The organism is Streptomyces sp. NPDC058576 (assembly GCF_042718715.1).
In the GTDB taxonomy this organism is placed as follows: Bacteria; Actinomycetota; Actinomycetes; order Streptomycetales; family Streptomycetaceae; genus Streptomyces.
This window is the reverse complement of sequence record NZ_JBHXPF010000058.1, coordinates 32,512-44,744: the sequence shown is the minus strand read 5'-3', so window position 1 is coordinate 44,744 and position 12,233 is coordinate 32,512. Positions and strand designations below refer to the sequence as shown.

Sequence of the window (12,233 nt, the reverse complement as noted above, 5' to 3'; positions counted from 1 at the left end):
CCCTCCTTGGTGCTTTTAATTTTCTCTTTTACACTCGTTTTGTTGCGCGCGCCCCAACACCTCCCCCCCCAACCACCGGCGTATCCGCTTACGGTCGTCCCGCTGCGAGTCGCCGTTTCAACGGCGGCCGCCCACAAGGGAGATCGGGGGTGTACTCGTGCGGATCGGACTGCTCACCGACGGTGGTTATCCGTATGCGACCGGTGAGTCCAGACTCTGGTGCGACCGACTGGTGCGCGGACTGCCCCAGCACGAGTTCGACCTGTTCGCACTGAGCCGCTCCGCCCACCAGGAGGACCAGGGCTGGGTCCGCCTGCCGCACCAGGTCAGCCGGGTGCGCACCGCGCCGCTGTGGACCCCCGACGACGGCACCCTGCGCGGCAGCGGCGAACGCGGCCTGCTGGCCCGGCTGGTGACCGGCGGCGAGCGGTCCTACCGGAGGCGCGACCGGAGGCGCTTCACCGAGCACCTCACCGCGCTCGCCACCGCGGTCTGCATCCCCGACGGGGCCGGCACGGAAGCGGGCGAGGGCCCCGGCGCGGAGCTCTTCGCCGACGGGCTCTACGGGCTGGCCGAGCTCGCCCGCGAACGCGGCGGGCTCCACCTCGCCCTGCGCTCCGAGGTCACCGTACGGATCCTGGAGGCCGCCTGCCGCGCCCGCGGCACCGGCCGGACCGTGCAGAGCGCCACCGTCACCGACCACCTCGCCTTCGCCGCCGAGCTGGAACGCGCCCTGCGCCCGCTCTCGCTGGACTGGTACGACCAGGAGAGCCTCGGCGCGGTCGACCTCTGCCATGCGGCCTCCGGCGGGGCGGCCGCCCTCCCGGGACTCCTGGCCAAACGCTTCTTCGGGGTGCCGCTACTGGTCACCGAGCACGGCGTCCCGCTGCGCGCGCACTACCTGGCCGCCGCATCCGGCACCCGGTACGGAGCCCCCGTGCGCGCCCTCCTCGCCGGGTTCCACGGCCGCCTCGCCACCGAGGTCTACCGCCAGGCCGCGATCGTCACCCCCGGCAACACCCACGTCCGCCGCTGGCAGCAGCGCTGCGGGGCCGACCCCGCCAAACAGCGCACCGTCTACCCGGGCATGGCCGCCGAGCGCTTCGGCCCCGTCGGCGAGGACGCCGAACGCCGCGGTGCGGCGGACGAGGGCGATGCGGCGGGCGGGCCGGACACGCTGGTCTGGGTCGGCCGGATCGAGCCCGCCAAGGACCTGATCGCCCTCCTCCACGCCTTCGCCGAGGTCCGCCGCGCCCGGCCCGGCGCCCGGCTGCGGATCTTCGGCGCCCCGGCGGAGGGCGACGAGGCCACCGCCTACCTCGCGCACTGCACGGCCCTGGCCGCCCAGCTCTTCCCGGACGAGGCCACCGGCGCCCACACCGAGGGCAGCAGCCCGGTCACCTTCGAGGAGATCGGCGGGCCCGAGGTGCCCGATCTCGCCGAGGCCTACGGAGCGGGCGGCGTGATCGTCCTCTCCAGCACCGTCGAGGGCTTCCCGGTCAGCCTCGTCGAAGCCATGTTCTGCGGCCGGGCCACCGTCTCCACCGACGTGGGCGCGGTCGTCGAAGTCATCGGCGGCACGGGCCTGGTGGTGCCCCCGCGCAACCCCAAGGCGCTCGCGGACGCCTGTGTCGCGCTGCTGCGCGACCCCGGGCGCCGGGCCCGGCTGGGGGCCGCCGCGAGGGCCCGCGCGCTCGAACTCTTCACCGTCGAACAGAACCTCGCGGCATTTCGCGGCATTTACCTGGAGCTGATGTCGCACACCCCGGTGCGCCGGGAGGCCGACACGGTGGACGCCGACGGCGCCCCGCTGCCCTTCGCCACCCCGCCGGAGGCCCATCTCCTCGGCCACTGGACCCAGCCCGGGACGTACCTCCGGCCCCACCCGGAGCCGGCGCGCACGCCGGATCCGGAGCCGGCGCCCGAGGGCGTCTGCGTGGTCGCGGCAGGACCGGCGGGGGACGGCGATGCCTGACCGCCCGGCCCTCCGCCACCCGACCCGCCACGCCCCGACGCCCCACGCCCAGACCCGTCAGGCCCCGACACCCCACGCCCCGACCCGCCACGCCGCGACGCCTCACGCCCCTGCGTTTCACGACCACGGAGACCTCCCGATGACCCGTCCGGACGACCCGGCGACGCCCGCTGCCGCCCCGGAGCGCCCCGCGGAGATCCCGCCCCGCACCACCGCCCGCCGGGCGCCGGTCGCCACCGCCCGCCGGGGCCCGGCGGACCCGGTGAAATCACTGCTGCACCACCACCGCGACCTGTGCGAACGGGCCGTTGACCCGCTGGAGATCGCCGCCGGCCTGGAGGCGCACGGCCTCACCGACCGCACCGCCGCCCGCTACCGCCACCGGGACGTCTTCGCCCTCGCCGAGGAGCTGTACGCCCGCATGCCGCCCCGTGCGCGGGAAGCCGCCACCGGCGGACCCCCCGGCCCCGGTCCCGACACCGAGGCGCGGGCCGCTTGGACGCTCCTCGCCCTGCTGCCCGGAGCCGCCTGCCTGGCGACCGCCGGGGTGCTCCGGGTCACCGAGGGCGTCCTCGGCGACGGCGCGCGGGCCCTCGTCACCGTCGTCGGCGCCCTCCTGGCCTGCCTGGCGCTCCGGGCGTGCCTGGGCCGCGGCCCCCTGCGCGCCCCCGAAGGAGCGGGCCGCGCCGGCATGTACGCCTGCTGGCTGCTGAGCTACGCGGTGTACGGCGAGGAACTGCTCGCCCAGGTCATGACCGGTGGCCCGGACGGCCCGTGGAACGGCAGCCCCGCCCCGCTGCTCGGCCTCGCCGCCGCCGTCGCCCCGGCCGCCTGGTGCGCCCACCTCTTCACCGTCCACGCCCACCGCAAACTGTCCGGCAGCCGCGCCCTGGAGGAGTTCGGCGCGGGTGTGCGCCCCCTGCTCCTCGCGGCCGTCACCCTCTTCCTCGGCGCGCTGCTGCCCCTGCTGTACCTGGCCGATCTCGGTCTCGGCGGAGGCGGTACGCCCGTAGCGGCCGTCGCCCTCGGGGTCCTGTTCTTCGTGGCCCGGCTGCTCGCCGCGCACGGGCTGCCCGAGCCGGGCACCGTCGCGCTCGCCGCCGCCTGCGCCGTCGAGGCCGGAGCCCCAGCCCTCGTCCTCGCCGCCCGGCTCCCCGGCCTCGAACCCCTTGCCCAGCCCGTGAACGCTCTCGTCTCAGCGGGCGGGACAGGAGCCGTCTCCGCCCTCGCCTGCGGCGGGGCCGCCCTCGGACTGCTGCTGCACGCCGCCCTCGCGCTCTCCCGGGCCTCCGCCCACACCCGGCCCTGACCCGGCCCCACCGACGTACCACCCCGCTCCCCACGAGCAGCACCAGCACCACCGCACCGCCCCCCCCACGAACCGCTCCACCGCCTCACCGACCCACTCCCGCGGAGCCGACGCCGCGGGCCGGCCCCGTACCGCACGACCTGACTGACCTAGGAGAAACCCGCCATGACCCCCCAATCCCCCGCACCGGCAGTGAGCCGTCGGCACCGAGGCGGTGCGCGATGAGGGTGCTGCTGCTCGGAGCCAACGGATTCCTCGGCCGCTTCGTCGCCGACCGGCTGCTCGCCGACCCCGCCGTCCACCTCACGGCCCTCGGGCGCGGCGACGACGCCGACGTCCGCTTCGATCTCGCGGGCGGCAGCCCCGGGGCGCTCACCCGCTTCCTGGACGCCGTCCACCCCGGAGTCGTCGTCAACTGCGCGGGCGCCACCCGCGGCGGCGCCCGGGACCTCACCCGCCACAACACCGTCGCCGTCGCCACGGTCTGCGAGGCGCTGCGCCGCAGCGGCTGCGGGGCCCGGCTCGTCCAGGTCGGCTGCGCCTCGGAGTACGGACCCTCGCAGCCCGGCTCCTCCACCGCCGAGGACGCCGTCCCCCGTCCCGGCGGCCCGTACGGCGTCAGCAAGCTCGCCGCCACCGAGCTGGTCCTCGGCTCCGGCCTCGACGCGGTCGTGCTGCGGGTCTTCTCGCCGGTCGGCCCCGGCACCCCGGCGGGCTCCCCGCTCGGCCGGCTCGCCGAGGCCATGCGCCGGGCCATGCAGGCGGGCGACGGCGAGCTCAAGCTCAGCGGCCTCGGCGTGCAGCGGGACTTCGTCGACGTACGGGATGTGGCGCGGGCCGTCCACGCCGCCTCGCTCTCCGCGGCCCAGGGCGTCGTCAACATCGGCACCGGGCGCGCCGTCCGGCTCCGCGACGCCGCCGCGGTCCTGGCGAGAGTCGCCGGGTACGCGGGCGCACTCCACGAGCTGGACACGCCCCCCGCGCGCCTGCCCATCGGGGCCCCGCGCACCTCCGCGGAGTCGGTCATGGAGCACCTCTCCGCCACCCCGTCCCCGTATCCGGACGGCTGCGGGGCCTGGCAGCAGGCCGACGTCCGCACCGCCCGCGACCGGCTCGGCTGGCGGCCCCGGATCAACCTGGAGGAGTCCCTCGCGGACATCTGGATGGAGGCGGCGTGCCGCATCTGACCGCTCCCGCCGACGCCCGCAGGACCGCGGGCGGCGAACAGCTCGGCTTCGGCGTCCCGGGGTACGCCCACCCGCTGCTCGCCCCCGCCGAGTGGGCCGAGCTGGCCCGCCCCGGCACCCCGCTGCACTGGGCCGTCCTCAACATCGCGGACGGCCCCGGCTCCCGGCCCGACCCACACTGCCTGGAGGCGGCGGGCCGGCTGCGCAACGCCCGCGAACGCGCCCTGCACGGCGAGGCCCCGGACGACACCGTCCGGGCCTCCGGCGGCAGGCTGCTCGGCCATCTCGACCTGGCCCACGGCGAGCGGCCCTTCGAGGAGCTGATCGCGGACGCCCGGTCCTTCGTCGACTGGTACCGGATCGGCGGCTTCTACCTCGCCCGGTGCCCCACCGACCGCTCCGGCCTGCCCGCTGTCCGGCGGCTCACCGGCACCCTGCACGCCCTGCTGGCGGAGAGCGACAGCGCGGACGGCGGGGGCCGCCTGGTGCTGGGCCAGGGCAGCCACCCGCACCCCGGGTACGCGGAGGCGGCCGACCAGCTGGTCACCTTCCGGGGCCACTGGACCGACTACCGCTGGTCCCAGGTGGCCGAGTGGACGGCCGACTATCCGCCGGAGCGGTTCGCCCACTTCGTCCACGGGGTTCCGCGCACCCACCTGGAGGAGGCCATGCGCATCGCCCGTTGGCAGGGCGCCGGGACGATCTTCTTCACGGACCGGGACGATCGCAGCGGACAAACCGATCCATTCGCGACACTGCCCAGGTACTGGGACGAAATTGTCTCGCGGGTCGGACCCGGTATCTCGGAATGAGGTGGGGCGTGGCAGTGTTACGGGGAGAACAACCGTACGTAGCCGACCGTAAGAAGTCGGTCTCCGTAGAATCCGACCACCTGCATTGTTGAGGTTCCTGTGTCGCTGCCACCCCTGGTCGAGCCAGCTGCTGAGCTCACCGTCGACGAGGTCCGCAGGTACTCCCGCCACCTGATCATCCCGGATGTCGGGATGGACGGACAGAAGCGCCTGAAGAACGCCAAGGTGCTGTGTGTCGGCGCCGGCGGCCTCGGCTCGCCGGCCCTGATGTACCTGGCCGCGGCCGGTGTCGGCACGCTCGGCATCGTGGAGTTCGACGAGGTCGACGAGTCGAACCTGCAGCGCCAGATCATCCACAGCCAGTCCGACATCGGCCGGTCCAAGGCGGAGTCCGCCAAGGACTCGGTGCTGGGCATCAACCCGTACGTCAACGTGGTCCTTCACGAAGAGCGGCTCGAAGCCGAGAACGTGATGGAGATCTTCGCGCAGTACGACCTGATCGTGGACGGCACGGACAACTTCGCCACCCGCTATCTCGTCAACGACGCCGCGGTGCTGCTGAACAAGCCGTACGTGTGGGGCTCGATCTACCGCTTCGACGGCCAGGCCTCCGTGTTCTGGTCCGAGCACGGGCCCTGCTACCGCTGCCTCTACCCGGAGCCCCCGCCGCCGGGCATGGTCCCCTCCTGCGCCGAGGGCGGCGTGCTGGGCGTGCTCTGCGCGTCCGTCGGCTCCATCCAGGTCACCGAGGCCATCAAGCTGCTCGCCGGCGTGGGCGACCCGCTGGTCGGCCGGCTGATGATCTACGACGCCCTGGAGATGCAGTACCGCCAGGTGAAGGTCCGCAAGGACCCCGACTGCGCGGTCTGCGGCGAGAACCCCACCGTCACCGAGCTCATCGACTACGAGGCCTTCTGCGGCGTCGTGTCCGAGGAGGCGCAGGAGGCGGCGCTCGGCGCGACGATCACTCCCAAGCAGCTCAAGGAGTGGATCGACGGCGACGAGAAGATCGAGATCATCGACGTCCGCGAGCCGAACGAGTACGAGATCGTCTCGATCCCCGGTGCGAAGCTGATCCCGAAGAACGAGTTCCTCATGGGCACCGCCCTCCAGGACCTCCCGCAGGACAAGCGCATCGTCCTGCACTGCAAGACGGGCGTCCGCAGCGCCGAGGTCCTCGCGGTCCTCAAGTCCGCGGGCTTCGCCGACGCGGTGCACGTGGGCGGCGGCGTGATCGGCTGGGTCAACCAGATCGAGCCCGAGAAGCCGGTCTACTAGAAGCCGGCGCAAGCAGTACCCCTGAGCAGTACCCCTGACGGGAGGGGCCCGGTCCGACGTTCGCGGACCGGGCCCTTCGCGCGTCGGGCGACCATGGTGAGCGGCGGTGCCGACCGCCCTGTGCGGTACGGGAGTCGGGGCAGGCGGTCAGTCGCAGACCGTGCCGGACCTCGGCACCGTACCGTTCAGCAGATAGCCGTCCACCGCCCGTTGCACACACGCGTCCTTGCTGTTGTACGCCCCGTGCCCCTCGCCGTCGTACGTGAGCTCGACGCCGACGCCCTTGCCCAGCCTCGACGCCATCGCCTTGGCGCCCGCGTACGGGGTGGCCGGGTCACCGGTGGTGCCGACGACGAGGATCGGGGCGGCCCCGGGGGCGCTGACGTCCGGGGTCTCCCAGGCTCCCGACACCGGCCAGCCGGTGCAGCTCATCAGCCCCCAGCCCAGGTAGTCGCCGAACAGCGGGGACGCCTCGCGGAAGGCGGGCAGGGCCGCCTTCGTCTGCTCCAGGGAGAACCGCTGCTTGCTGTCGGCGCAGTTGATGGCGATGTTGGCGGCGTTGGAGTTGTCGTACCGCCCGTCCTCCGAGCGGCCGTTGAGCGAGTCGGCCAGGGCGAGCAGCAGCCCGCCGTTCCCGCCGTCCGCCTCGTCCAGGCCCTGTTCCAGCAGCGGCCAGGTCTCCTTGGAGTAGAGGGCGGACGCGATGCCGGTGGTGGCCAGCGTCTGGGTCAGCGTCCGGTCGCCGAGCCCGTCGATGGGCTCCTCCTCCAACTCGGCCAGCAGATCGGCGATGACCTGCTCGACCTCCTGCTGGGTGGCCCCGGGCAGCGCGCAGTCGTCGCGCTCCGCGCAGTCCTTCGTGAAGTTGTCCAGGGCCAGCTGGAACCCCTCGGCCTGGCCGAGGGAGGACTGCTCGGCGTTCTTCGTGGGGTCGACCACCGCGTCGAAGACCGCCCGGCCGACCTTGTCCGGGAAGAGGTGGGCGTACACGCCGCCCAGCTCGGTGCCGTACGAGATGCCGAAGTAGTGCAGCTTGTCGTCGCCCAGCACCGTGCGCATCAGGTCCATGTCCCGGGCGGCGTTCGTCGTGCCCACGAAGGGGAGTTCGGAGCCGGAGTTCTCCTCGCAGTCCGCGATGAAGTCCTTCTGGCCCTGGACGAACTGCTTCTCCTCGGCCGGGTCGTCCGGGGTGGAGTCCTCCTGGTAGAAGGCGTCCAACTGGGCGTCGTCCGCGCACTCGACGCCCTCGCTGCGGCCGACCCCGCGCGGGTCGAAGCTCACCAGGTCGTACCGGGTGCGGAGCTTGTCGTACTCGGTGCCGAACGCGGGCAGCGTCGCGACGCCGGACGCGCCGGGCCCGCCGAAGTTGAACACCAGCGAGCCGATCCGCCGCTGCTGGTCCCTGGCCTTGCCCCGTACCAGCGCCAGCTCGATCGTGCGGCCGTCCGGCTTCGCGTAGTCGAGGGGGACGTCCATGAAGGAGCACTCCCACACCACACCGCCGGGCAGCGGGGACGGCGACTCGCCGCCGCCCTGGGCCGTGTTCGGGGGCGGACACGGGGACCATTCGAGCTGCTGCGACGCCAGGTCCTCGGCGGTGGACGTCGGCGAGGCGGTCGAGGCCCCGGTGGGCGTCGAGGACCCCTCCCCGTCGCCGTCGTCCGAACAGGCGGCCAGCGGCAGCAGCACGGTGGCGGTGGCGGCGAGGGCGGCGGCACGCAGAGCGGGGGAAGTCCTCATGACCCCATCGTGCGGCGGGCCGCCGGGGAGCGCGGCCGGGCGCGGTCCATGCGGGTGGCGGCGCGCGGGTGGCCCCGTGCGGCGGGTCCGCCCGCCGCGCCCGGGCCTCCGGCTACAGCTCGCCCTTGCGGGTCAGCTGGTTGAAGGCGATCCACCCCGGCAGCACCGGCAACCACAGCGTCATCACGCGGTACAGCAGCACCGCCGGCGCCGCGACCTCCGCCGGCAGGCCGACCGCGATCAGGCCCAGTGTCAGCGCGCCTTCGACGGCGCCCATCCCGCCCGGCGTCGGGGCCGCCGAGCCGATCGCGTTCCCGGCGAGGAAGACCACCGCGATGCTCGCGTAGCTCAACTGGTGTACGCCCGGGCCGCTGAACGCCCGGATCGAGGCGTCCAGGCAGAGCACGAACAGACCGGTCAGCAGCAGCATCCCGCTGATACCGGTGAGCAGCTTCTGCGGCCGCTGCACCACGTCCAGCATGCGCGGCACGACCCCCGCGAACAGCGAGCGCACCCGGGTCACCACGAACTTCCGCAGGAACGGGATCGCCGTCACCACCAGCACCAGCACCGCGACCGTGAGCAGACCGGCGATCACCGTCCGGGACGGGGTCAGCGAGTCCGGCGTCTTCTCCGTCCCCGTGAGATAGCCGAACAGCGCCAGCAGCATGATGTGGGCGCCGAGCCCGAAGAGCTGCGAGGCGCCGACGCTCGCCACCGCCAGACCGGGGCGCACCCCGGCCCGCTGGAGGAAGCGGGTGTTCAGGGCCACGCCCCCGATGGCGGCCGGCGCGACGATCTTCACGAAGGAGCCGGCCACCTGCGCCTGCACGGTCTTCGGGAACGACACGCGCTCGGGCACGAAGCCCAGCAGGCTCATCGCCGCCGCCACGTAGCTCAGCGCCGAGAAGCCGAGGGCGGCCGTCACCCAGCCCCACTCCGCCTGTTCCACGACCGTCCCGAAGTCGGCCTGGGTGACCTGCGAGATCAGGAAGTACGCGGCGATGGCCCCGGCGATGAAGCTGAACAGGGTGCGCGGCTTGATCCGCTCCAGCCGGACCGGTTCGACCGGGGCCTGCGGGCGGATCAGCAGCACCTCACGGCGGATCTGGGCGAGCAGATCCTCCTCACGGGCCTCTTCCAGCGCATCGTCGATGGCGCGCTTCTCGGCCTGCTTCTCGGTGCGCAGCGACTTGCGCTCCGCCTTGGCTCCCGCCTTGGCGCCCGCTTTGGAGTCCGTCGCCAGGACACTCCCGGACTCCTCGCCGTGCTCCGGGGCAGCCTCCTCGGCGGCCTCCTCCGCGTCCCGCGCCTTCGCCTGCCTGGCCGCCTGCGAGGCCTCCACCACCGCCTCCCGCTCGCGCTGCGAACGCTCGCGGGCGATCCGGCGCAGCGTCGCCCGGGTGGAGCGGCTCAGCGCGATCGGCTGGAGCAGCGGCAGACAGTCCGCCACCGCGTCCGGGCCGAGCACGGCCAGCGCCCCGGCCACCGACCGCTCGGCCCCCACCCGCAGGCCCAGCGTGGTCAGCAGTTGGGCCACGTCCATCCGCAGCACCAGATCGCCCGCGGCGATCTCGCCGCCGCGCAGGTCCGTCACGAACGCCCTGCCGGAACGATCCACCAGGAGCGCGTCACCGGTCAGCCTGCGGTGCGCGATCCGCCGCGACTGGAGGGCCTTCACCTGACGCCAGGCGCTGCGCACCAGCTCGTCGGTGATCTCCTCGTCCTCCATCGAGTCCAGCGACCGGCCGCCGATGTGCTCGTAGACCAGCATCACCGCGTCGGGGCCCAGCTCCGAGGTGGCGATCAGCTTGGGCGCGTTCGCCCCGGCGGCGATCGCCGCGTACGCGAGCAGCGCCTCCTGCTCCAGGGCCTGGCGCAACGACTGGATCGAGCGACGCTGGGTGAGCGTGCGCAGCGTGAGCCGCCGCCAGGCCCGGTAGAAGAACCCCTGGGCTTGCTGTTCCCGGTCGACGACGGTGACGTCCAGCGGCGGGCCGTCCTCCAGGGTGACCAGATAGCGCCGCCCCCGGTCGTTGTGGTCGGCGTGGTCCGGGGCGTCTTCGGTGCGCATCGCCGCGACCGGGCGGAAGCCCACGTGCCGCAGCCCCGCCATCAGGTGCTGGCCGGTGGGGCGGACGTTCGGCGAGCCGACCGCGTACAGCGTCCCGTACGCCACCGTCCAGCCGATCAGCACGGTGAGGATGATCGAGAACGGGGTGGTGTACCCGCCCACCAGCATCGCGAACGCGTCGAGCAGCAGCACCACCCACAGCACCACACGCCAGCGCGGCCGCCGGGCCATGCCGACCGCCGTCATGTACGCGATGACCGGTGCGAGATAGCCGTGCACCGGGTCGGTGAGACCGCCGGCCGTCTGCGGCTGGGTCAGCGCGTCCTGGATGGTGCCGGGCGCGGTCCGCGAGACCCAGAGGTCGGTGGCGAGCGTCACCCCGTGGGCGAGCACGGCGGCGAGCACCCCGTCCGCGATGCGCAGCCCGTCACGTTTGATGAGGCGTTCGATGGCGAAGGCGACCGGCACCAACAGCACGGCGATGCTGGACACCAGACCGGCGATCTTGATCAGCAGGTCGGGCGCCTGCTCGGTGCCCTTGGAGATGTCGTCCTCAAGGCCAGTGGTGGTGCCCTGGGCGAACGCGGCGATCGAGAACAGCACCGCGATCGCGAGCACCCCGATGAGCAGCCGCATCAGGTCGGAGGGGCGGTGCACCCGGGCGGGGAGCAGCGGCTCGTCCCCCGAGACGCGGTCGGTCAGCGCGGCCTCGGCGGAGGCCAGCGTCGAGCCGGCCAGATGTCCGGTGGTGGACGTCGTGGGGCCGTCGGCGCGGGGTGAACCGGCGTCGGCGCGGGGCGATCCGGAGGACTCGGGATCACCCTGCGGGCGCTCCCCGGCATCGGAGGCGTCCGCCGCCTTCGGTGGCTGCACGCCCTGCTCCTTCGTCGCCTCTGGTTCGTCTTCGTGTTCTGGTATCACCGGTCACCGCCCGCATGATGGTGGCACGGCCCGCAGACAGAGGGGGGCATCAGGGTGGATTGCACGGGCGCGGGAAGCGCAACATACGCTCCTTTGCACCTGCGTGCACGCTGTGTGCCGGGACGGATACCGATTCGGGCGCTCTGTCGGTGGCGTACGGCAGGATGGGGCGGATGAGCCAGCACCAGACGGACGGGGGCGGTTCCGGCACCGCCCCTTCCGGCGCCGAACCGCCGGACTACGCGGAGCTGCCGGAGTACGCGGAGCGCGTCCTCGATGTGGCCGATCTGATCCCGCCCGGCCGGGTGATGAGCTACGGCGACATCGCGGAGTGGCTGGGCGAGGGAGGGCCCCGCCAGGTCGGCCGGGCCATGGCGCTGTACGGATCGGCCGTGCCGTGGTGGCGGGTCGTCCGCGCCGACGGGACGCTGCTCCCCGCCCACGAGCTGCGCGCCCTGGACCACTACCGCGCCGAGGGCACCCCGCTGCGCGAGGCCTCGCGTCACGCGCAGGGGCACATTCCGCGCATCGACATGCGGCGCGCCCGCTGGGACGGCGGCGGAAGCGGCGGGCGGGCCGACGAGACCGCTGACACCGCGCGGGGAGAGCGGGGCGGTCCGGGAAGCCCAGGCGGCCGGGACGCTTCCGGGGGTCAGGACCGGCCCGGGGGACGGAGCGGTCCGGGAGGTCACGACCGGCCCGGGGGGCAGAGCGGTCCGGGAGGTCAGGACGGGCCGGGCGACGAGGTTCACACCTGACAGTCTCCGTCGTACGCCCCCGGCAGCGCCTGCCCGACCCGGCCCAGGACGTGACGAGAGACGCAGCGCACGCGCCGCCTCCCGCGCCGCCGCTGGCGTAGCGTCGTCATCGCGCGGCACGTCCGCCCCCCTCCTCCACTGCCTCGGCTGCACCGAACCTGTTCCTCATCACCAGTACA

Annotated in this window: 8 protein-coding genes; 6 read left to right on the top strand and 2 right to left on the bottom strand. The window is 73.7% G+C overall.

The window, feature by feature from the left end; genetic code table 11:
* Positions 1-157 precede the first annotated feature (157 nt).
* From ACFWRV_RS29765 to moeZ, 5 genes are all read left to right on the top strand, one after another.
* Positions 158-1,975: a DUF3492 domain-containing protein gene (locus ACFWRV_RS29765; protein WP_384338877.1), complete on the top strand. Its 1,818-nt coding sequence runs from the start codon at positions 158-160 to the stop codon at positions 1,973-1,975.
* Positions 1,976-2,114: 139 nt separating this feature from the next.
* Positions 2,115-3,284: a hypothetical protein gene (locus ACFWRV_RS29760; RefSeq protein ID WP_384338876.1), complete on the top strand. Its 1,170-nt coding sequence runs from the start codon at positions 2,115-2,117 to the stop codon at positions 3,282-3,284.
* Positions 3,285-3,505: 221 nt separating this feature from the next.
* Complete coding sequence (locus ACFWRV_RS29755; RefSeq protein WP_356723368.1) at positions 3,506-4,471, top strand: NAD-dependent epimerase/dehydratase family protein; 966 nt, start codon at positions 3,506-3,508, stop codon at positions 4,469-4,471.
* Positions 4,459-5,283, top strand: coding sequence for a spherulation-specific family 4 protein (locus tag ACFWRV_RS29750; RefSeq protein ID WP_384338874.1), 825 nt, complete (start codon positions 4,459-4,461; stop codon positions 5,281-5,283). The genes ACFWRV_RS29755 and ACFWRV_RS29750 overlap by 13 nt, the downstream gene beginning before the upstream one ends.
* Positions 5,284-5,382: 99 nt before the next feature.
* Complete coding sequence (gene moeZ, locus ACFWRV_RS29745; RefSeq protein WP_010061592.1) at positions 5,383-6,561, top strand: adenylyltransferase/sulfurtransferase MoeZ; 1,179 nt, start codon at positions 5,383-5,385, stop codon at positions 6,559-6,561.
* 147 nt (positions 6,562-6,708) lie between these two features.
* Here moeZ and ACFWRV_RS29740 read toward each other — a convergent pair whose 3' ends face one another.
* Entirely contained in the window at positions 6,709-8,301 is a 1,593-nt protein-coding gene (locus ACFWRV_RS29740; RefSeq protein ID WP_384338872.1) for an alpha/beta hydrolase, read from the bottom strand.
* Between the two features lie 112 nt (positions 8,302-8,413).
* Entirely contained in the window at positions 8,414-11,248 is a 2,835-nt protein-coding gene (locus ACFWRV_RS29735; RefSeq protein WP_384338871.1) for a YbhN family protein, read from the bottom strand.
* A 221-nt stretch (positions 11,249-11,469) separates the two neighbouring features.
* On the opposite strand from ACFWRV_RS29735, the gene ACFWRV_RS29730 reads away from it, so the two are divergent.
* Positions 11,470-12,054 carry an MGMT family protein gene (locus ACFWRV_RS29730; protein ID WP_384338870.1) on the top strand — a complete coding sequence of 195 codons (585 nt, stop codon included), beginning with the start codon at positions 11,470-11,472 and terminating at the stop codon, positions 12,052-12,054.
* Positions 12,055-12,233: the final 179 nt, after the last annotated feature.

Excerpts from the sequence above, each read along its gene's own strand:
- ACFWRV_RS29760 (WP_384338876.1), top strand. The coding sequence starts at position 2,115 with ATGACCCGTCCGGACGACCCGGCGACGCCCGCTGCCGCCCCGGAGCGC.
- ACFWRV_RS29755 (WP_356723368.1), top strand. The coding sequence starts at position 3,506 with ATGAGGGTGCTGCTGCTCGGAGCCAACGGATTCCTCGGCCGCTTCGTC.
- ACFWRV_RS29740 (WP_384338872.1), bottom strand. The coding sequence starts at position 8,301 with ATGAGGACTTCCCCCGCTCTGCGTGCCGCCGCCCTCGCCGCCACCGCC.
- ACFWRV_RS29730 (WP_384338870.1), top strand. The coding sequence starts at position 11,470 with ATGAGCCAGCACCAGACGGACGGGGGCGGTTCCGGCACCGCCCCTTCC.